General features: G+C 73.0%; 19 protein-coding genes, 1 tRNA gene and 1 other RNA gene. 10 read left to right on the forward strand and 11 right to left on the reverse strand.

The genetic code is table 11. The features are described from left to right. Window positions 1-76: 76 nt before the first annotated feature. Entirely contained in the window at window positions 77-715 is a 639-nt protein-coding gene (locus BGP79_RS11295; RefSeq protein WP_076695601.1) for a LytR C-terminal domain-containing protein, read from the reverse strand. A gap of 29 nt (window positions 716-744) precedes the next feature. After that, the gene (locus tag BGP79_RS11300) at window positions 745-1,044 is read right to left on the reverse strand and encodes a type II toxin-antitoxin system VapB family antitoxin (protein ID WP_076695603.1); all 300 of its coding nucleotides are present in this window, start codon (window positions 1,042-1,044) and stop codon (window positions 745-747) included. 86 nt (window positions 1,045-1,130) lie between these two features. Here BGP79_RS11300 and BGP79_RS11305 point away from each other — a divergent pair, with 86 nt between their 5' ends. Beyond that, complete coding sequence (locus tag BGP79_RS11305) at window positions 1,131-2,045, forward strand: hypothetical protein (RefSeq protein ID WP_076695605.1); 915 nt, start codon at window positions 1,131-1,133, stop codon at window positions 2,043-2,045. A gap of 10 nt (window positions 2,046-2,055) precedes the next feature. On the opposite strand, the gene BGP79_RS11310 is transcribed toward BGP79_RS11305, so the two are convergent. The 8 genes from BGP79_RS11310 to BGP79_RS11345 all read right to left on the reverse strand — a co-directional run bounded on the left by BGP79_RS11310 (window position 2,056) and on the right by BGP79_RS11345 (window position 7,628). After that, window positions 2,056-2,946, reverse strand: a complete 891-nt coding sequence (locus tag BGP79_RS11310) for an urease accessory protein UreD (protein WP_233121444.1) — start codon at window positions 2,944-2,946, stop codon at window positions 2,056-2,058. Then, on the reverse strand, window positions 2,943-3,554 hold the full coding sequence (gene ureG / locus BGP79_RS11315; RefSeq protein WP_076695607.1) for an urease accessory protein UreG: 612 nt from the start codon (window positions 3,552-3,554) through the stop codon (window positions 2,943-2,945). Before ureG ends, BGP79_RS11310 begins: the two co-directional genes overlap by 4 nt. Before the next feature lie 64 nt (window positions 3,555-3,618). Continuing rightward, window positions 3,619-4,467 (reverse strand): urease accessory protein UreF, encoded by an 849-nt coding sequence (locus tag BGP79_RS11320; protein WP_083701886.1) that lies wholly within the window; start codon window positions 4,465-4,467, stop codon window positions 3,619-3,621. 17 nt (window positions 4,468-4,484) lie between these two features. Continuing rightward, window positions 4,485-4,970: an urease accessory protein UreE gene (gene ureE, locus BGP79_RS11325; protein ID WP_076695609.1), complete on the reverse strand. Its 486-nt coding sequence runs from the start codon at window positions 4,968-4,970 to the stop codon at window positions 4,485-4,487. A 61-nt stretch (window positions 4,971-5,031) separates the two neighbouring features. Beyond that, on the reverse strand, window positions 5,032-6,759 hold the full coding sequence (gene ureC, locus BGP79_RS11330; protein ID WP_076695611.1) for an urease subunit alpha: 1,728 nt from the start codon (window positions 6,757-6,759) through the stop codon (window positions 5,032-5,034). Between the two features lie 22 nt (window positions 6,760-6,781). Next, entirely contained in the window at window positions 6,782-7,090 is a 309-nt protein-coding gene (locus BGP79_RS11335) for an urease subunit beta (RefSeq protein ID WP_076695613.1), read from the reverse strand. Window positions 7,091-7,101: 11 nt separating this feature from the next. After that, entirely contained in the window at window positions 7,102-7,404 is a 303-nt protein-coding gene (locus BGP79_RS11340) for an urease subunit gamma (protein WP_076695615.1), read from the reverse strand. Window positions 7,405-7,543: 139 nt separating this feature from the next. Continuing rightward, window positions 7,544-7,628: transfer RNA gene (locus tag BGP79_RS11345), tRNA-Ser, on the reverse strand. Window positions 7,629-7,792: 164 nt separating this feature from the next. Here BGP79_RS11345 and ffs point away from each other — a divergent pair. From ffs to BGP79_RS11370, 5 genes are all read left to right on the forward strand, one after another. Then, window positions 7,793-7,889: signal recognition particle sRNA small type (ffs, locus tag BGP79_RS11350), an RNA gene on the forward strand. Window positions 7,890-7,969: 80 nt separating this feature from the next. Further along, a complete protein-coding gene (locus BGP79_RS17120; RefSeq protein WP_076695617.1) occupies window positions 7,970-12,079 on the forward strand; it encodes a DNA polymerase III subunit gamma and tau in 4,110 nt (1,369 codons plus the stop codon). Between the two features lie 104 nt (window positions 12,080-12,183). Beyond that, the gene (recR, locus tag BGP79_RS11360; protein ID WP_076695619.1) at window positions 12,184-12,777 is read left to right on the forward strand and encodes a recombination mediator RecR; all 594 of its coding nucleotides are present in this window, start codon (window positions 12,184-12,186) and stop codon (window positions 12,775-12,777) included. 161 nt (window positions 12,778-12,938) lie between these two features. Further along, entirely contained in the window at window positions 12,939-14,222 is a 1,284-nt protein-coding gene (locus tag BGP79_RS11365; RefSeq protein WP_076695621.1) for an aspartate kinase, read from the forward strand. Between the two features lie 25 nt (window positions 14,223-14,247). Next, the gene (locus tag BGP79_RS11370) at window positions 14,248-15,207 is read left to right on the forward strand and encodes a 3-methyladenine DNA glycosylase (RefSeq protein ID WP_076695623.1); all 960 of its coding nucleotides are present in this window, start codon (window positions 14,248-14,250) and stop codon (window positions 15,205-15,207) included. A 13-nt stretch (window positions 15,208-15,220) separates the two neighbouring features. On the opposite strand, the gene BGP79_RS11375 is transcribed toward BGP79_RS11370, so the two are convergent. Beyond that, a complete protein-coding gene (locus BGP79_RS11375; protein WP_143588403.1) occupies window positions 15,221-15,439 on the reverse strand; it encodes a hypothetical protein in 219 nt (72 codons plus the stop codon). Between the two features lie 82 nt (window positions 15,440-15,521). Here BGP79_RS11375 and BGP79_RS11380 point away from each other — a divergent pair, with 82 nt between their 5' ends. The 4 genes from BGP79_RS11380 (at window position 15,522) to purL (ending at window position 20,727) form a co-directional block, all read left to right on the forward strand. Next, window positions 15,522-17,144, forward strand: coding sequence for an amidohydrolase (locus tag BGP79_RS11380; RefSeq protein WP_076695627.1), 1,623 nt, complete (start codon window positions 15,522-15,524; stop codon window positions 17,142-17,144). Window positions 17,145-17,294: 150 nt separating this feature from the next. Beyond that, window positions 17,295-17,564, forward strand: coding sequence for a phosphoribosylformylglycinamidine synthase subunit PurS (gene purS / locus BGP79_RS11385; protein WP_076695629.1), 270 nt, complete (start codon window positions 17,295-17,297; stop codon window positions 17,562-17,564). Next, complete coding sequence (gene purQ / locus BGP79_RS11390; protein WP_076695631.1) at window positions 17,561-18,319, forward strand: phosphoribosylformylglycinamidine synthase subunit PurQ; 759 nt, start codon at window positions 17,561-17,563, stop codon at window positions 18,317-18,319. The genes purS and purQ overlap by 4 nt, the downstream gene beginning before the upstream one ends. Before the next feature lie 17 nt (window positions 18,320-18,336). Then, window positions 18,337-20,727, forward strand: a complete 2,391-nt coding sequence (gene purL, locus BGP79_RS11395; protein WP_083701840.1) for a phosphoribosylformylglycinamidine synthase subunit PurL — start codon at window positions 18,337-18,339, stop codon at window positions 20,725-20,727. Window positions 20,728-20,751: the final 24 nt, after the last annotated feature.

Raw genomic sequence — 20,751 nt, forward strand, 5'->3', positions numbered from 1 at the left:
GAACCGGATGATCGAACGACCCGAGGGCCGGTGGCATCACGCCACCGGCCCTCGGTGCGTCCGGGGACTGCGGCGGTCAGCTCCCGCAGCGCAACCGGCCGGCGTGCGTCGTGTCGACGGCACGGGCGTCGGCCATGTGCCGGAAGCCGGTGCCGATCACCAGGTCGACGGCGCTGCCGGCGCGCGGATCCTCCCGGTAGAGGGAACCGGGGAGCTGGCGCTGCACGGCGAGCGCCGCGGACCGCCCGGCCCGGCCCGCGACGACCGTGGTGGTCGCCGGCTCCGCGACGGTGCGGTTGCCGATGCCCGTCACGACCATGCCGCGTTCGCGCAGCCGGGCGGCGACGGTGCCGGCGAGCCCCGGCGTCGACGTCGCGTTGAACACGCCCACCTGGACCCGGTTCGCGGCCGCGGGGACGACCGGCACGGTGGGGCACCCCGCCGCGTTGACCGTCGGCGTCGGCTTCGCCGTCGCGGCCGCGGTGCGGACGGGCTCGGGGAAGGGCCGGTAGCCCTGCAGCATCGCGAGCACGAGGACGAGCGCCGAGGCGAGGACCACGAGCGCGAGGATCAGCACCAGCCCGTGCAGCAGGCGGCGGCGGTGCCGGGCCCGCTCACGGTCGGCCTCGTCGGCGTCCAGGGTCCTGGCCAGCTCCTCGTTGGTGACGATGTGGAGGCCGTGCAGGTCGAGGGGGTCGATCGGGCGTCGTGCCACAGGATCCGCCTTTCAGCTGTCGGTCCGGCTCAGTCGTCGATCTCGAGCACCCGGGCGTGCATCACCGCACGCCGGTGCAGCGCGGAACGGACCGCCCGGTGCAGCCCGTCCTCGAGGTACAGCCGACCCTGCCACTTCACCACGTGCGGGAACAGGTCGCCGTAGAAGGTGCTGTCCTCGGCGAGCAGCGCCTCCAGGTCCAGCGTCCGCCGGGTGGTGACCAGCTGGTCGAGGCGCACCTGCCGCGGCGGGACCGCGGCCCAGTCCTTCGGTGTGGCCAGGCCGTGGTCAGGATAGGGCCGGCCCTCACCGACCGCCGCGAAGATCATGGGGACCATGCTAGGCAATGCCGCAGGCGGGACGGACAGGCGGGACGGACAGGCGGGACGGACAGGCGGCTGCCAGACTGGGGGCCATGAGCCCCGTCCCGAGCACTCCCCTGCCGTTCGCGTCCTCACCTCCCCCGTTCGGCCTGCTCCTCGACGTCGACGGGCCGATCGCGAACACCGTCACCCGCACCATCGCGGTCCCGAGCATCGTGACCGACCTCGTCGCCCTCGGCGGGGCGGGCGTGCCCGTGGTGTTCAACACCGGCCGCTCGGCCGACTTCCTGTGGCGGGAGGTCCTGCCCCCGCTGCGGGACGCGGGCCTGGACCCGCGGGCACGCGTGCACGCCGTCGGCGAGAAGGGCGGCACCTGGTTCAGCTTCACCGAGCCCGCCGGTGCGGTGCACGTGGACCCCTCCGTGCAGCTGCCGGCCGTGGTGGCCGAGCTGGTCCGGCCGCTGCTGGCGGGCCGGTACGGCGCGCACATGTTCCTCGACGAGACGAAACTGGCGATGGTCTCCCTCGAGCAGTCCACCGCGGTGTCCAACGACGCCTACCTGCGGGTGCAGCCGGACTTCGAGGCCGAGCTGCTGGCGGCGCTGACCCGTGAGGGTCTCGGCTGGATCCACGAGGTGTACGACCGGCGCTTCCACCCGGACGAACACGGTGCGACCCCGGTCCGCGTCGAGCCGACCATCATCTCCACCGACATCCAGCACGAGCGGTCCGGCAAGGCGCTCGGGGCCGAGCGCGCGCTGACGCTGCTCGGCGCGGACGGGGCGATGCCGCGGCGGTGGTACACCGTCGGCGACACCCCGTCGGACTACGCGATGGCCGACTGGCTGCACGAGCACGGGCACGACGTCGTGCACGTGGACGTGCGGCCGGTGCCCCGCCGGGAGGACCCGCCCTACGCGGTGGACCTGGTGGACGACGTCGAGCCGGACCTCGCCACCGCGCGGTTCCTGGCCGCCCGCGTGGCCGAGGTGGGCGCCACGCGCTGAGGGCCGGCCCTCAGTACTTGCGCAGGTCGACGCCGGCCTGACCGGTCCAGGCGGCGCGCAGGTCGTCGACGACGGCGAGGAGTGCCGCGCTCACCGTCTCGGTGGAGTCCCCGAGCACGCGCAGGACCATCCCGGGCACGGCCAGCGCCGTCGCGCCGCCGATGAGCCCGAGGCGCGCGGCCAGCTGGGCGCGGGCGGCGTCGACCTGCTCGGCGCCCACCCGGGGGTCGACGACGAGCAGGGTGCCGACGTGGGTGCGCCCCTCGAGCAGCCCGGGTCCGGCCGTGCCGGCGTCCCCGTCCCCGTCGCCGCTGCCCAGCTGCAGGTTGTCCACGACGACGGGCCTGCCGCCCATCGTCACGGCCGTGCGCAGCCGCAGCGCGTCGTACCGGAAGGGGATGCCGTTCGGGGACCAGCCCGGGGTGATGACGTCCGCCAGGACGAGGGAGGCCTGCGGGTCCATCGCGATGCGGGTGTCCTGCCGGTACCGGGCACCGCGGTAGGCGATCAGCTGGTCGGGCAGGTACTCCAGCCGGCTGCCCGCAGCGAGCCGGGCGGTGAACGTCTGCGTCGCGCCCGTGTGCGGCGTCCGGTACACCTTCGTGGCGGACTGGGTGGTGAGCAGCAGCTCCGCCCCCGGCGCCAGCGTGAGCCCGAGCCGGTACCGGTCCCCGTCCAGGTAGGCCCCGCCCGGGTTGACGACCACGTAGGTCACCTGCCCCGAGGCGTCCAGGTACAGGGGGCGCAGCACACGCAGCGCGCCCCGGTGGTACTGGTGGACCGCCACCGACCGGCCGTGCCGCGGCTCGACCGTCAGGTCCAGCTCGCCGCGGAAGCGCTCGGGCTCGCGGGCGACGCCGGCGGCCGTGCGAGGGGCGGCGGGGATCGCCGGGACGCTCACGCCAGGTCGAGCATCAGGACGTCGTGCCGCAGCCAGTGGATGACCCGGTCCAGCCCGTCGTCGGTCTTCAGATTGGTGAAGCAGAACGCCTTCTCGCCGCGGAAGTCCTTCGAGTCGGCCTCCATCACCGCCAGGTCGGCACCCACGTGGGGTGCGAGGTCGGTCTTGTTGATGATGAACAGGTCGGACTTGATCATGCCCTGCCCGGCCTTGCGCGGGATCTTCTCCCCCTGGGCCACGTCGATGATGTAGATCGAGAAGTCCACCAGCTCGGGGCTGAACGTCGCGGAGAGGTTGTCGCCACCGGACTCCACGAAGATCACCTGCAGGTCGGGGTGAGTGGCGATCAGCTCGTCGATCGCCGCCTGATTCATCGACGTGTCCTCGCGGATCGCGGTGTGCGGGCAGCCGCCGGTCTCGATGCCGACGATCCGGTCCAGCGGCAGCACACTGGTGCGGGCCAGGATCCTCGCGTCCTCGATCGTGTAGATGTCGTTCGTGATCGCGGCCATCGAGATGTCCTCGCTCAACGCCCGGCTGAGCCGTTCGATCAGCGCGGTCTTGCCCGCGCCGACCGGCCCGCCGATGCCGATCTTCACCGGTGTCATGGTGTGTCCTCTCCGTCGTGGTCGTCGTGTCCTGGGCAGGGCAGCCCGCTCGGAATGAAGCAACTCAGCTCATGAACATGCGCGCCCGCTGCGTCTCGTGTTGCATCTGGGCGATCTCCAGGCCCGGCGGCACCGCCCCGAGGTCCTCGACCGTCAGCTCCGCGACCCGCCGCGTCGCGGCCAGGACGGCGGGACGCATCCGGGCCAGTACCCGCTGGCCGGCGTTCTGCCCGAGCGGGATGCCGCGCACCGCGTTCTGCGTCAGCGTGCCCACGGTCGAGAAGAGGTAGGCGGGGACGAGGACCGACGCCGACGCCCCCTGGTCGACGCCGATCAGGGCGAAGGCGATCGACGGGTGGGCGTGGCACCGGCCGGATTCCACGAGTGCCGCGTAGGCCGCGAGCCGCGGACCGCGCAGCGCCTCGCGTCCGATCTCGACGAGCCGCCGTCCCATGGTCACGCCGGCCTGGCGGACCTGGGCCGGCAGCGCCTGAGCGTGCATGAGGGCGTCCAGCTCCACGATCCGGTCGACGAACCCGTCCGGCAGGTCGTCGGCCACCGCGGTCGGCGGCGCATCCGCCGGTTCGGCCGTCCGCTCGGCCGTCGGTTCGGCCGTCGGATCCGGCGCGGACGCCCGGCACGCCTCGACCGTCAGGCGCACGGCGAGCCCGTCCGCGGGCACGAGCTGGAGGTCGAGGAACCGCTCGAGCCAGCGCGCGAACGACGCCTCGTCCGTGACGGTGCCCCGGTGCAGATACGTCTCGAGGCCGAAGGTGTGGGCGAAGGCGCCGGTGGGCAGCGCGGAGTCGCTCAGCTGCTGCAGAGCCAGCAGGGCGCCGACGGGCAGGAGCTCCCCCTCGTCGTCGCGCGGGAGCACCGGGTCGCGCTGAGTCACCGGGTCGTTCAGGGTCATCGGGTCGTTCATGGGCACTAGTGCGTGTGCTCCGCGTGCCGGAACGGCACCGGCATCACCCGCTGCTGCCGCTCGAACGGCACCCCGTGGTGCTCGAGCCAGTCCTGCACGGTGTGGTCGTACTGGACGACCATCACGTCGGCGCCGTACGCGGAGTCGGCGTCGAAGAACTGGGACTGCAGGTGCCGGTTGCCCAGGGAGTGCGCCGTCACACCCATCTGCAGGACGGAGGTCGGGGCGATGACGAGCACGTCGGTGGGAAGCACCGCGACCGCGACCAGTCCGGCGTCCTCGCGCAGCAGGATGTCGCCGTCCTTCAGGTCGCCGTCCCGGCCCGGCGCCGCCTTCAGCCGCAGCCCGAGTTCGCGGCCGTGGTCGGTGGTCACCCGCTGGATCCGCTTGACGAGGTCGGCGCTGGGCAGCATTACCCGCTCGACGTGCACGCGGGCGCGCTCCTCGTCCGTCAGCTCGGCCAGGTTGCCGGCGATCTCCTCCACGATCATGCGGTGTTCTCCTCCGTCGTCGTCGTGCTGCTGTCATCCGACCCGCTCGGGACCGGCCGGCTCAGAACAGGAAGTACCGCTGGGCCATCGGCAGGACGTCGACGGGGTCGCAGGTGACCCGCTCCCCGTCCACCCGCACCTCGTACGTCTCCGGATCGACCTCGATGTCGGGGGTGGCGCCGTTGTGCACCAGATCGGACTTGCGCAGCGTCCGGATGCCGTGCACGGCGCGGATCTGCTTGCGCAGACCGAGCTGCTCGGGCACCCCGGCGTCGACCGCGGCCTGCGAGAGGAACGTGATGGACGAGGCGTGCACGGCCGTGCCCATCGCGCCGAAGGACTCGCGCATCAGCTGCGGCTGGGGCGTGGGGATCGACGCGTTGGGATCGCCCATCAGGGATGAGACCGCCTGACCACCCTTGAACACGAGGTACGGCTTGACGCCGAAGAACGCCGGCTCCCACAGCACCAGGTCGGCGAACTTGCCGACCTCGACGCTGCCCACCTCGTCGGCGATGCCGTGAGCGAGGGCGGGGTTGATCGTGTACTTGGCGATGTAGCGCTTCAGCCGCATGTTGTCGCCCCGCTCCGTGTCGCCGCCGAGCTTGCCGCGCTGCTGCTTCATCTTGTCCGCGACCTGCCAGGTGCGCAGCACCACCTCGCCGACCCGGCCCATGGCCTGCGAGTCGGACGACGTGATGGAGAAGACGCCCAGGTCCTGCAGCACGTCCTCGGCCGCGATGGTCTCCGGCCGGATCCGCGAATCGGCGAACGCGACGTCCTCGGGGATGTCCGGGTTGAGGTGGTGGCACACCATGAGCATGTCCAGATGCTCTTCCTCGGTGTTGCGCGTGTAGGGCAGCGTGGGGTTGGTCGACGCGGGCAGCACGTTGGGCAGGCCGGCGATTCGGATGATGTCCGGCGCATGCCCGCCCCCGGCGCCCTCCGTGTGGTACGTGTGGATCACGCGGCCGTCGATGGCCCGGATCGTGTCCTCGACGAAGCCGCCCTCGTTCAGGGTGTCCGTGTGGATGGCGACCTGCACGTCGTACTCGTCGGCCACCCGCAGGGCGTTGTCGATCGACGACGCCGTCGAGCCCCAGTCCTCGTGGATCTTCAGGCCGATCGCCCCGGCCTCGACCTGCTCGGCGAGCGGTGCGGTCGTCGCCGCGTGACCCTTGCCGAGGAACCCGACGTTCATGGGCACGTTCTCGACGGCGCGGAGCATGTTCGCGAGGTTCCAGCGCCCGGGGGTGACGGTGGTCGCCTTCGTCCCCTCCGCGGGCCCGGTGCCGCCGCCGATCATCGTGGTGATGCCGGAGTTCAGGGCGGTGGCGAACTGGTCCGGGCTGATGAAGTGGATGTGGGAGTCGATGCCGCCGGCGGTGAGGATCCGCCCCTCCCCCGCCACGGCCTCCGTGGCCGGACCGATGACGATGTCGACGCCGTCCATGATGTTCGGGTTGCCGGCCTTGCCGATGCCGAGGATGCGGCCGTCGCGCAGCCCGACGTCCGCCCGGTAGATGCCCGAGTGGTCCAGCACGATGACGTTGGTGATCACGGTGTCCGCCACGGGCGCCTCGCCCGGGCCGCCGTCGCGCACCGCGGTACCGTCCTGGCCCATCCCGTCACGGATCACCTTGCCGCCGCCGAAGACCACCTCGTCGCCGTGGGTGGTCAGGTCCCGCTCGACCTCGAGGAACAGGTCGGTGTCCGCCAGGCGCACGGCGTCGCCGGTCGTCGGGCCGTACAGGTCGGCGTACTGGCGCCGGCTCATCGAGAAGCTCATGGTGTCCTTCCGCGGTGACGGATCAGTCGAGGGGGCCGTCGACGGCACCGGTGAAGCCGTGGACGGAGCGCGCCCCCGCCATCGCCACGAGGCGGACGGACTTCCGGTCGCCGGGCTCGAACCGCACGGCGGTACCGGCGGGGATGTCGAGGTGGAACCCGCGGGTGGGTGCCCGGTCGAACGCCAGCGCCGGGTTGACCTCGAAGAAGTGGAAGTGGGAGCCGACCTGGACGGGACGGTCCCCCGTGTTGGTCACCTCGGTCTCGAGGGTCTCGCGGCCCTCGTTGCCGACGATCGGTTCGTCGCGCAGCACGTACTCGCCGGGGATCATCGCGTCCTCCGTCAGCGGATGGGGTGGTGGACGGTGACGAGCTTGGTGCCGTCGGGGAAGGTCGCCTCGATCTGCACGTCGGCGACCATCTCGGGCACGCCCTCCATCACGTCGTCCCGGGTGAGGATCGTCGTGCCCCAGCTCATCAGGTCGGCCACCGTGCGGCCGTCCCGGGCCCCCTCCATCAGTTCGTAGCTGATGATGGCCACCGCCTCGGGGAAGTTCAGCTTCAGGCCACGGCCCTGCCGGCGGCGTGCCAGGTCCGCGGCGACGACGATCTGCAGCTTCTCCTGCTCGCGGGGTAACAGATGCATGGAAGTCCTTCGGGACGCGGGGTCGAGGTGATCCAACCCTAGGCCCGCGCACCGACACGGCGCGATGCTGTCCACCGACGCGAAGAGCCCCTTCCTGGCGAGGAAGGGGCTCTTCGGGTGTCGGTATCGACACCGGCCGCGGAGGATGGGGGATTTGAACCCCCGAGGGCGTTAACCCAACACGCGTTCCAGGCGTGCGCCATAGGCCGCTAGGCGAATCCTCCTGGTGGCACTCGCGAACGAGCACGCCTCAGGCTACCCGATGGCCACGCCGCCGGACCAATCGACGCGCGATCGCCGCCGGCCACCGGCCGGGGCAGCGTCCTGGCGACGGTGAGGACGAGGGTGAGGCCGGCAGGGAGGGGGCGCCGGATCCGCTAGACTCGTCTGCAGCCCCTCGTGCGGCGTCATCCTGTTGAACTCCCCCAGGACCGGAAGGTAGCAAGGGTAAACGGGCTCTGGCGGGTGTACGAGGGGTCTCTACGTTCTCCGCCCGTGCCGGCCCCTCGCGGGCGTCCACACCGGCCGGCCAGTTCCGTCAGTGCCAGTCGATAGGGTTTCATCCGTGAGCACCGCCCTGTACCGCCGCTACCGTCCCGAGACGTTCGCCGACGTCATCGGGCAGGAACACGTCACCGAACCGCTGATGACGGCGCTGCGCAAGAACAGGGTCAACCACGCCTATCTCTTCTCCGGCCCGCGCGGCTGCGGCAAGACGACGTCGGCCCGGATCCTCGCCCGCTGCCTGAACTGTGCCCAGGGCCCCACGGATGTTCCGTGCGGCGTGTGCGACAGCTGCGTCGAGCTGGCCCGTGACGGGTCCGGCAGCCTCGACGTCATCGAGATCGACGCGGCGAGTCACGGCGGTGTGGACGACGCACGGGATCTGCGCGAGCGGGCGACCTTCGCTCCCGTGCGCGACCGCTACAAGGTGTTCATCATCGACGAGGCCCACATGGTCACCTCGGCGGGCTTCAACGCCCTGCTGAAGATCGTCGAGGAGCCGCCCGAGCACATCCTCTTCATCTTCGCGACCACGGAGCCGGACAAGGTGATCGGCACCATCCGGTCGCGCACGCACCACTATCCGTTCCGCCTCGTCCCCCCGGAGCCGTTGCTGGCCTACCTCGAGCGGCTGTGCGCCGAGGAGAACGTCCCGGTGGCGCCCGGCGTCCTCTCCCTGGTCATCCGCGCGGGCGGCGGCTCGGTGCGCGACACCCTCTCCGTCCTGGACCAGCTGATGGCCGGCGCCGGCGACGAGGGCCTGAGCTACGAGATGGCGATCGACCTGCTCGGCTACACCCACGCCTCGCTGCTCGACGACGTCGTCGATTCCCTCTCCGCCGGGGACGCGTCCACGGTATTCGGGGCGGTGGACCGCGTCATCCAGACCGGGCACGACCCGCGCCGCTTCGTCGAGGACCTGCTCGAACGGTTCCGCGACCTGATCATCGTCGGCGCCATGGAGGAGTCCGCCCGGCACGTGCTCCGCGCGGTGCCCGAGGACGCGATCGCCCGGATGCAGAACCAGGCGCGACAGCTCGGGCGCGGCGAGCTCTCCCGCGCCGCCGACATCACCAACGCCGCCCTCACCGAGATGACCGGGGCCACCTCGCCCCGCCTGCACCTGGAGCTGCTGTGCGCCCGCCTGCTGCTGCCCGGCGCGGACGCCGGCGAGCGGGGCGTCGCCGCCCGGGTGGACCGGATCGAACGGCGGCTGAACTACGCCGCACCCGAGGCCGGACGCGGACCGGCCAGCGCGATCGCCGGCGTCGAGCACGGCACCGAACACGTCGGCCTCACTCCCGCCGCCGGTGCTCCTCCGGCCGCCGCGACGGACGGTGCGCGCGTCGGTGCTGCCCGCGAGGACGGTGTTCGAGGTGACGGTGCCCGGGGCGACGGTGCTCGAGGCGACATCCGATCGGGCGGCGCCGACGCGGAGACCCGTGCAACGGCGGCACGGCCCGCCCCCACAACGTCAGGAGCCGCTCGACCGGCACCCGCCCGACCCGCACCGGCGACACCCGATTCGTCGACCTCCACGTCCGGTCCGGGCGGCCGGTCCACCGACGGACCGCCCGCCGGGTCGGCACCCGCACGGCCGGCACCCGCTCGTGCGAGGGAGACGACGCCGGACTCGCTGGCGACGCCCGCGTCGTCGGAGGAACGGACGGCGCCGGAGGAGCGCACCGCTCCCGAGCAGAACGCGGCCGTCGAGGACGAGTCGGTCGAGCTGACCGCGCCGGTCGATGACCGGGACGTGCCCACCGACCACGACGAGTCCCCGGTCGCGGCGGCGCCGGTCGACCCGGCGGACCTGCCCGAGCCCCCGCCCTCCCGGCAGCCCGGCGGCAACGCCGCCGCCGAGGACGACGAGCTCGTGGAAGCGGCCCAACCCGGCGATGCCGGCGCCGACGCGCCTCCGGCCCCTGCGCCCGCCCCTGCACCCGCGGCCACCGACGGCGGCTCGTCCGACGTCGACATGGTGCGCCGCGCGTGGCCCGAGGTGCTCGAGGCGCTCGGCCGCAGCAAGAAGGTCGCGTGGATCCTGGTCTCCCAGAACGGCACCGTGCGCGCCCTGCGGGAGAACACCCTCTACCTCGAGTTCCCGACGCCGGGCATCGCCGAGCAGTTCGGCCGGCACGAGGAACACCTGCGCGAGGCGCTCGGCTCGGTCCTCGGCCTGCAGGTGCGCGTCGTCGCCGTCCACCCCGGGTCGGCACCCACCGCCGGCGGTCAGGAAGCACCCCGGCCCACCGGTGACCCCGCGAACGGTGGCGGCCGCCCAAAAGCACCCTCTGAATCCGCCGGCCGCCCCGGGCGTCCGGCCGATCGCGAGCGTGCCGCCTCCGCCGACGGCGCGGTGACGGACGGCGCGGTGACGGACGGCGCCGTGACGGACGGCGCGGTGACGAACGGCGCCCCCCGCCAGGGACGCCCGACCGCAGACCGCGATGCACGCCGCGCGGAACAGCCTGCCTCACCGCGCGACGCCGACCCCCGCGGTGACCGGACTCGCGGCACCGGCCCGGGAGGCATGCGATCGCCCGGTTCCGGGCCGAGTGCGTCCGGCGCGTCCAGTGCGCCGTCGTCGGCCGAGCCGGTGGCGAATCCGCGGGAGCGGGTGTGGTCACCCTCCGGGCCGACCACCGCGCCCGCACCCGGGTCCGCCCGCAGCGAGGCGCCCTCGTCCGCGCGGCCCACGCCGACGCGTCCCCCGCGCGACACCGACGAATTGACCACCGGCGATTCGAGCACCGGCCGATCGCGCGATGATCAGGCCCGTGCCGGTCGATCGGCCACCGATCGGCCGGATTCCGACCAGCCGAACGAGATTCAGGCGAGTGCCGACCGGCCGAGCCACCGGCCGTCGTCCGCCGCTCCGGCTCCGGCGGCGACCCGGGAACGAGCAGCCGCTGAACGAGTGACCTCGGATCCGGCGACCACCGCGCCATCGGGCGCGGATCGGGAGAGTACCGCTCCGTCGGGAGCGGATGAGTCGACCAGCGAATCGCCGGACCGGGAGCGGTCGGACGCGGGTCCATCGACTCCGCATCGGTCGACAGATGGATCCCAGGACCGAGATCGGTCGGACACGGCTGCCTCGACGCCGGCGTCGCCTGCGGCGGGCACCGATCGGGCCACGACCCGGCCGTCTACAGCGGCAATCCCGGGGCCGGGCGCCCGAGCGGATGCGGTCACCCCCACGGCTCCGTGGGACGACGAACCGCCCCTACCGGACGAGCCCGACCTGGACGAGCCTCCGTTCCCCGACGACGAGTACGCCGGGGGCGGACGCGGGCCCTCGCGTTCCCGCTTCTCGAGTCCGGGTCCGTCGGGTCGCGATGCGGGCGGCCGACAGCAGACCGCCCCGGCTCGCGGCGAGGGGCCGGCGCGCTCCGCTGCGGACACGTCCCCGCCCGGCACCCCGGGACGTCCGGTTCCAGCCGCCGCCTCGGCCGACACGTCCGGCAGCGCCGGCGTCCCCGCGCGCCCGGCACCGGGAACATCCGCCGGCGCTCCCGCACGTCCCGCTCCCGGCTCGACCGACGCACCCGCACGTCCCGCACCCGCCGGCGCTCCCGCACGTCCCGCTCCCGGCTCGACCGACGCACCCGCACGTCCCGCACCCGCCGGCGCTCCCGCACGTCCCGCTCCCGGCTCGACCGACGCACCCGCACGCCCCGCACCCGGCACCACCGGCTCGACCGAGGCACCCGCACGCCCCGCACCGGGTTCGTCGTCGGCCGCGGCTCGCCCGGCACCGGCCGCCTCGGTCGAGACGTCGGCGCGCCCGGCGCCCGGCACGCGCAGCGACGGCGCCCGTCCCGACACGAGTACGCCCGACTCCCCGAGCCCGTCCAGGACCCCGGCACCGGAATCCACGGAGCCGGGCCGCCAGCGACACGGCGCGCCGGTCGGCATCCCGAACGGCGCCGAACCGAGTGCAGCCTCGCCGGACGGCACTCCGTCCCGTGGCGCTGCGTCCCACAGCACTGCGTCCGACGGCGTCGCGGCCAGCGGTACCGCGCCCGCGCCCGTGCCCACGCCGATGGAGGACGTCCCCAGCGAGGACGACCAGGTGCTCGAGGACTCCGGGCGTGCCGGTCGTGCCGCCGCCGAGCGGGTGCTCGGCGCCCAGCTCATCGACGAACGCGAATTGCTGCGGGACTGACTCGCCGCACCTGGTACCCCCGACTGCTGCTCACGCGCGCCGCATCAGCCCGACCCGACCCGACCCGACCCGACCCGACCCGACCCGAAGGATAAGGTGACCCCGTGTACGAAGGAGCCGTCCAGGAGCTGATCGACGAGCTCGGTCGCCTTCCCGGCATCGGCCCCAAGTCGGCCCAGCGCATCGCCTTCCACATCCTCGAGGCGGACACCGCGGACATGCGCCGGCTCGCCACCGCCATCACCGACGTCAAGGATCGCGTCAAGTTCTGCTCGATCTGCGGCAACGTCTCCGAGTCGGACACGTGCTCGATCTGCCGCGACTCCCGCCGCGACCCGAGCGCCATCTGCGTCGTCGAGGAGTCCAAGGACGTGATGGCCATCGAGCGCACCCGTGCCTTCCGCGGCCGATACCACGTGCTCGGCGGCGCGATCAATCCGATCGGCGGTGTCGGTCCCGAGCAGCTGCGCATCCGCGAACTGCTCAACCGGCTCTCCGACGACACCATCACCGAGGTCATCATCGCCACCGATCCCAATCTCGAGGGCGAGGCCACCGCCACGTACCTCGGGCGCATGCTCGCCACCCTGGGCATCCGCGTCACCCGCCTCGCCTCGGGACTGCCCGTGGGCGGCGATCTCGAGTACGCCGACGAGGTCACCCTCGGCCGCGCCTTCGAGGGCCGCCGCACCCTCTGACCCGGCCGTCGCGCACCGAGAACGACGGGCGACCCCCGGCGGCCACACTGCGGACGCAATTGAAGGCCGATCCGGGCCGCGGACTACACTTTCCGTGGCGTCCGCGCGCCTCCGCGCGTGACCCGTCCCGTGTCCGTGAACCCGGCAGGAGCGCACCACCCGTGAGCCTGATCGTCCAGAAGTACGGCGGTTCGTCCGTCGCCGACGCCGAGGGCGTCAAGCGCGTCGCCCGCCGCGTCGTGGACACGCAGCGCGCCGGGCACGACGTCGTCGTGGTCGTCTCCGCGATGGGTGACACCACCGACGAGCTGCTGGATCTGGCCGACCAGATCACCACCGCGCCGCCGGCTCGCGAGATGGACATGCTCCTCACCGCGGGCGAACGGATCTCGATGGCCCTGCTCGCCATGGCCGTCTCCGATCTCGGGGCGAAGGCGCAGTCCTTCACCGGCAGCCAGGCCGGCCTGATCACCGACAGCCTGCACGGCCGGGCCCGCCTCGTCGAGGTCGACCCCCACCGGATCCGCACGTCCGTCGACAAGGGGAACATCGCCATCGTCGCCGGCTTCCAGGGCATGAGCCGGAGCACCAACGACATCACGACGCTCGGCCGCGGCGGGTCGGACACCACCGCCGTGGCCCTCGCCGCCGCCCTGCACGCCGACGTGTGCGAGATCTACACCGACGTCGACGGCATCTACACCGCGGACCCGCGGATCGTGCCCAACGCCCAGAAGATCGCCCGGATCAGCAGCGAGGAGATGCTCGAGATGGCCGCGTCCGGCGCCAAGGTGCTGCACCTGCGCTCCGTCGAGTACGCCCGCCGCTTCGGCCTGCCGCTGCACGTCCGCTCCTCGTTCAGCCACCACGAGGGCACCTGGGTCATCCCCGACCCCTCCACGGCGCACGACATCAGCGAAGGAATCACCTTGGAACAGCCAATCATTTCCGGCGTCGCCCACGACCGGTCCGAAGCCAAGCTGACCGTCGTCGGCGTCCCCGACGTCCCCGGCAAGGCCGCCCGCATCTTCGAGGTGATCGCCGTCGCCGCGGTGAACATCGACATGATCGTCCAGAACGTCTCCACCACCCGCGGCCGCACCGACATCTCCTTCACCCTGGGCATGAGTCAGGGCACGACGGCGGTCGAGGCGCTGGAGGCGGCGCAGGAGGAGATCGGTTTCGAGTCGCTCTCCTACGACGACTCGATCGGCAAGCTCTCGCTGATCGGCGCGGCGATGCGCTCGAACCCGGGCGTCTCCAGCCAGTTCTTCTCGGCGCTCTCGAAGGCCGGCGTGAACATCGGGATGATCTCCACCTCCGAGATCCGCATCTCCGTCACGACCCGCGCCGACTCGCTCGACGACGCCGTCCGCGCCGTACACCAGGCCTTCGGCCTCGACAGCGAGACGGAAGCGACCGTCTACGGTGGCACCGGCCGCTGAGGCGCCGCGCCGACCGGACCCCCTCATGCGCGTGACCGGCCCGGTCCAGGAACCGGGCCTCGCCGGCGTCCCGCTCGTCGTCGTGCCCGCCGACGACGCGAGCGACCGCGCCGGCCGTCATCTCGCGCACGCTGCTCGGTTCACCGAGCCGTTCCGGGCGCGGCGATCGGCCGGGATCGAACACCCCGTCGAGGACTTTCTCTTCACCTACTACGCGCTCAGCCCGGGCAAGCTCGCGCGGTGGCATCCCGGCGCCGGCGCCGTGCTCACCGGGGCGGCCGCGGAGGAACGCGCCGGCTGGAAGGACTACCGGGCGCTCGACGCCACCGAGCGGGCCGCGCTCGGGCTCGCGACGGACGACCCGGCGGTGACCGCCGACGCGGGCGGTTTCCTCGCCCGGCGTTCGGCGACGGTCGCCTTCGTCCGGCGGCTGCTCGGTGCGACGGCGTCGCGTCCGGGTCAGTTCGGCTGCTTCGGCCTGCACGAGTGGGCCATGGTCTACCGGCAGGGCGCCGACGAGCGACGGCACGAGGCGCTACCGCTGCGGCTGAGCGCCGAGCAGACCGACGCCGTCGTCGAGGGCCACCGGATCCGCTGCTCCCACATCGACGCCTTCCGGTTCTTCACGCCCGAGGCGACGGGACGCAACGAACTGCAGCCCACCCGCCACACGCAGCCCGACCTCGAACAGCCCGGCTGTCTGCACGCCACGATGGACCTCTACAAGTGGGCGTTCACGCTGCTGCCGCTCGTGCCGAGCGAGCTGGTGCTGACGGCGCTCGACCTGGCCGCGGACGTCCGCGAGGTCGACATGCGGGCCTCGCCCTACGACCTCGCCGGCCACGGCCTGACGCCGATCCGGATCGAGACACCCGCCGGCAAGGCCGAGTACGTCGCCGCGCAGCGGAGCTTCGCCGAGCGTGGCGCGGACCTGCGCCGGCGCCTGCTCGCCGAACTCGAACGGGTCGACGCCCGCGCGAGGTGACGCGACGGGTCGGTCAGGCCGGCCGGTCGGTAGCGGACGGGGTAGCGGGGTCCGGACGGCGCAGCGGGTGGTCCCCGTGCCGCTCCTGGGCCGCCCGCAGCGTCTCCTGCACCCGGCGGCGACGCTCCTCCTCGCGCTGGCGCCGCGCCTGGGAGAACAGGATCCCGCCGAGCCCCACCGCGACGGCGCCGGCCATGATGAACGGCAACGCTGACTTCGATTCCTCACCCATGACTTCAGCGTAGTCGCGCACACCGACGGTGATCCCGGCAGGATGGGGGGTGAGACCGACGGCACCACCGGCGAAAGGCATCATGAGCGCGACCCTCTACACCGCGGCGACCATCCACACCCTGACCGCCTCCGACGGCGGCACCGGCGGGGACGCGCCACCCGTGCGCGGCATCCTGGTGGATGACGAACGGGTGGTCGCCACCGGCGACCCGGCGGAACTGGCGGCCCATGCCCCGGCCGGCACCCGCACCGTCGACCTGGGCGACGCCGTCGTCGTGCCCGGACTGACCGACGCGCACGTGCACCTGACGCACCTGGCGGACGAGCTCGCCGGCGTCGACCTGCGCTCGGCAACCTCCGAGGACGAGTGCGTGCGCCGGGTGGCCGCCCACGTCAGCACGCTGCGCCCCGGGACGTGGGTGTTCGGCGGGTTCTGGAACATCAACCGGTGGAGCACGCCCGAGTCGCCGAGCCGCCGCAGCCTCGACGCCGTCACCGGGGACCACCCGGTGGCGCTGGTCAGCTCCGACGCGCACACCATCTGGGCGAACAGCGCCGCCCTCGCCGCGCTCGGCATCACCCGGGACACCCCGGACCCGGCGGGCGGGGCGATCGCGCGCGACGCCGACGGCGAGGCGACCGGGGTGCTGCGCGAGTCCGCGGTGTTCCCCGTGCGCGCACTGCAGGACGGCCCTGCCGGCGGAAACCCGGACGACCGGTTCACGCGCGTGCAGCGGCACCTGCTCGCCCAGGGCCTGACCGGCGTCCACGACGTCGACGGCATGACCGTGCTGACCTCCGCCCAGCGACTGCGGGACCGCGGCGAGCTGGACCTGCGCCTGGTCAAGCTGCTGCCGGTCGCCGCGCTCGACGAGCACATCGCCGCCGGCCGGCGCACCGGCGACGGTGACGCCTGGATCCGGATCGGCCCGGTCAAGATCTTCGCCGACGGGGCGCTCGGGTCGCACACGTGCCTGATGAGCCACCCGTTCCCGGCCGGGGACCCGCGCGTCACCGTCGAGCCGAGCGCCGCCCACGGCGTCGAGGTCACCGGTCCCGCGGCGCTGGACGCCCTGCTCTCCCGACTGGTCGGCAACGGCCTGGCCGCCGCCGTGCACGCCATCGGCGACCGCGCCAACGCCCAGGTGCTCGACGCCTTCACCCGCGCCGAGCCGGCCACCCGCGCCGCCGGGCTGCGGCACCGGATCGAGCACGTCCAGTTCCTCCGCCGCGACGACCTGCCCCGGCTGGCCGAGCTCGGCGTCATCGCCTCGATGCAGCCGCAGCACTACGTCGCGGACCTGATGCTGCAGGACCTCGTGCCGGACCCGGCGATCGCCGCCTACGCCTGGCGGTCCGTGCACGACGCCGGCGCCACCCTCGCGTTCGGCTCGGACGCCCCCGTCGAACCGCCCCGGCCGCTGCACGGCATCGCCGCGGCCATCGCGCGCTGGGACCCCGAGGGCGTCCCCGGTGCATGGCAGCCGGACGAGGGGCTGACCGCCCGGCAGGCCCTCGCCGCCTACACGACCGGTGCCGCGGCCGCCTCCGGGGAGAGCGCGATCAAGGGCACCCTCGCTCCCGGCATGCTCGCCGATCTGACCGTGCTCGACGTCGACCCGTTGACCGCCCACCCCGAGGCGATCCGGGACGCGACCGTGCTCGCCACCGTGGTCGGCGGCCGGGTCCGCCACGAGGCGTGAGGACGCGGGGTTGGCGCCCGTCACACCCGGCCGGACGCCCGCCGGCCGGACGATAGACTGACCCGGCAAGCTCGCGGAGCGCCGACTCGGCGTGAGACGGCACCGCCAGCGAGCGTTCCCGGATTCCCCCCAGCCGCAGGAGTCGCCCGCATGCAGCGGATCGTCGTCGAAGTCATGCCCAAGCCCGAGATCCTGGACCCCCAGGGCAAGGCCATCGTGAACGCCCTCCCCCGGATCGGCATCGAGGCGTTCAGCGGCGTCCGTCAGGGGAAGCGGTTCGAGCTGACGGTCGACGGCGAGGTGACCGACGCGGACCTGGCCGCCGCTCGGGAGGCCGCCGAGACCCTGCTCTCCAACCCGGTGATCGAGGACGTCGTCTCCGTGTACGCGGTCGACGCCGCCGCGGACGCCACGCGATGAGCACCCCCACCGACCTGCCCCTGATCGGGAACTACGCCACCGGCGGCCCCGAGCTGACGGACGCACGCATCGGCGTCGTCACCTTCCCGGGCACGCTCGACGACCGGGACGCGGCCCGCGCCGTGCGCCTGGCCGGTGCCACCCCGGTGTCCCTGTTCCACGCCGACGCGGACCTGCAGGGGGTCGACGCCGTGGTGCTGCCCGGCGGCTTCTCCTACGGCGACTACCTGCGCGCCGGCGCCATCGCCCGGTTCGCGCCGCTGATGGAACGCCTCGTCGACGCCGCGAGCGGCTCCGGCTCCTCCGCCGGCGGCCCGCTGCCGGTGCTCGGCATCTGCAACGGTTTCCAGATGCTCACCGAGGCGCACCTGCTGCCCGGGTCGATGATCAAGAACGACCACCTGCACTTCGTCTGCCGCGACCAGGCCCTGCGCGTCGAGAACACCGACACCGCCTGGACCGGTGCCTTCGAACGCGGCCAGCGCATCGTCGTGCCCCTGAAGAACCAGGACGGCCAGTACGTCGCCGACGACGCCACCGTCGAGATGCTCGAGGGCGAGGGGCGGGTCGTGTTCCGCTACCTCGACGTCAACCCCAACGGCTCGCGCCGCGACATCGCCGGCATCACCAACGCCGCCGGCAACGTCGTCGGACTCATGCCCCACCCCGAGCACGCCGTGGAGGACGGGTACGGCCCGTCCCTGGACGGGCTCGGCCTGTTCACCTCCGTGCTCACCACGCTCGTCCACGCCTGAGGAGAACCCGCTCCCCCATGTCCGAAGACACTGCCGAGAACGTCACCGAGACCATCGCCGCGGCGCCCGAGACCAGCGCGCCGGACACGTCCCGCGCCTTCAACCTGGACACCGTCGAGCACGCCGCCACCACCCCGGACACCGAGCTGCCCTGGGCCGAGCTGGGCCTGAAGGAGGACGAGTTCGCGCGCATCGGGCAGATCCTCGGCCGCCGGCCCACCGCCGCCGAGCTGGCCATGTACTCGGTGATGTGGTCCGAGCACTGCTCCTACAAGTCCTCCAAGATCCACCTGCGCCAGTTCGGCGACAAGGTCACCGACGCCATGAAGGAGCACCTGCTCGTCGGCATCGGCGAGAACGCCGGCGTCGTCGACATCGGGGACGGCTGGGCGGTGACCTTCAAGGTCGAGTCGCACAACCACCCGTCGTTCGTCGAGCCCTACCAGGGCGCCGCGACCGGCGTCGGCGGGATCGTCCGCGACATCATCTCGATGGGTGCCCGCCCGGTCGCCGTGATGGACCCGCTGCGCTTCGGCGCCATCGACCACCCGGACACCGCCCGGCTGGTGCACGGCATCGTCGCCGGCATCGGCGGGTACGGCAACTCCCTCGGCCTGCCCAACATCGGCGGCGAGCTCGTGTTCGACCCGGTCTACCAGGGCAACCCGCTGGTCAACGCCCTCGCGGTCGGCGTGCTGCGGCACGAGGACATCCGCCTGGCCAACGCCTCGGGCAAGGGAAACAAAGTCGTCCTCTTCGGGGCACGGACGGGAGGCGACGGCATCGGCGGCGCCTCCGTGCTCGCCTCCGAGTCCTTCGAGGGCTCCGGCAAGCCGGCCAAGCGGCCCGCGGTGCAGGTCGGCGACCCGTTCGCCGAGAAGGTGCTCATCGAGTGCTGCCTCGAGCTGTTCGCCGGCGGCGTCGTCGAGGGCATCCAGGACCTCGGCGCGGCCGGGATCTCCTGCGCCACCAGCGAGCTGGCGTCCAACGGCGACGGCGGCATGCACGTCGAGCTGACCGACGTGCTGCTGCGCGACCCGTCCCTGACGCCCGGCGAGATCCTCATGAGCGAGTCGCAGGAACGCATGATGGCGGTCGTCGCGCCCGAGAACGTCGCCGCGTTCGAGGCGATCATGGGCCGCTGGGCCGTCGAGTACTCCTGGCTCGGCGAGGTGACCGACACCGGCCGGCTCGTGATCGAGTGGGACGGCGAGGTGATCGTCGACGTCGACCCGCGCACCGTCGCGCACGAGGGGCCCGTCTACGACCGGCCGCAGGCCCGTCCGGACTGGCAGGACGCGACCCAGGCCGACCGGTTCGCCGGCTCAGCCGCGGACACCGACCGGCCCACCGGTGCCGCGCTGGGTGACGCCGTCGTCGCGCTGATGTCCTCCCCGAACCTGTGCTCGCCCGACTGGGTCACCGACCAGTTCGACCGGTACGTGCAGGGCAACACGGCGCTGGCGATGCCCGACGACGCCGGCGTGGTCCGCGTCGACGAGGGCACCGGCCTCGGCGTCGCCATCGCGACCGACGCCAATGGCCGCTACGCGTACCTCGACCCGTACGAGGGGGCGCGGCTGGCGCTGGCCGAGTCGTACCGCAACGTCGCCACCACCGGTGCGAGGCCGCTCGCGGTCACCGACTGCCTGAACTTCGGCTCGCCCGAGGACCCCGCCGTCATGTGGCAGTTCGTCCAGACCGTCACGGGCCTCTCCGACGCGTGCCGCGACCTCGGTGTGCCCGTGACCGGCGGCAACGTCTCCCTCTACAACCAGACCGGCGGCGTGCCGATCCACCCGACGCCCGTCGTCGGCGTCCTCGGCGTGTTCGACGACGTCGCCCGGCGCACCCCGTCCGGCTGGCGCGAGGACGGGCAGGCGATCTACCTGCTCGGCTCGACCCGCGACGAGCTCGACGGCTCGGCCTGGGCGGGTCTGCGCGGCCACCTCGGCGGCCGTCCCCCGGCCGTGGACCTGGCCACGGAGAAGACCCTCGGCGAGATCCTCATCAACGCCTCCCGCGACGGCATGGTCGACGCGGCGCACGACCTGTCCACCGGCGGGCTCGCGGCGGCGCTGTCCGAGTCGTGCCTGCGGTACGACGTCGGGGCGCGGATCGGGCTGGACGAGGCGGCCGAGCGCGACGGGGTCGACGTCTTCACCCTGCTGTTCTCGGAGTCGCAGGGCCGGGCGCTCGTCGCCGTCCCGCGGTCCGAGGAGGTGCGGTTCACCGACATGTGCACGGCCCGGGGTTACCCGGCGATCCGGATCGGCGTCGTCGACGCGGTCGGCGCCGGCACGGACGACGCCCCGGCGCCCGCGCTGGACGTGCAGGGCCACTTCGCCCTGCCGCTGGCGCAGTTGCGGGAGGCGTGGTCCGCCACGCTCCCGTCGCACTTCGCCTGAGCCCGTCCCCTTCCCCTTCCGCCA

Source organism: Tersicoccus sp. Bi-70 (genome assembly GCF_001968825.1).
Classification (GTDB): Bacteria; Actinomycetota; Actinomycetes; order Actinomycetales; family Micrococcaceae; genus Tersicoccus.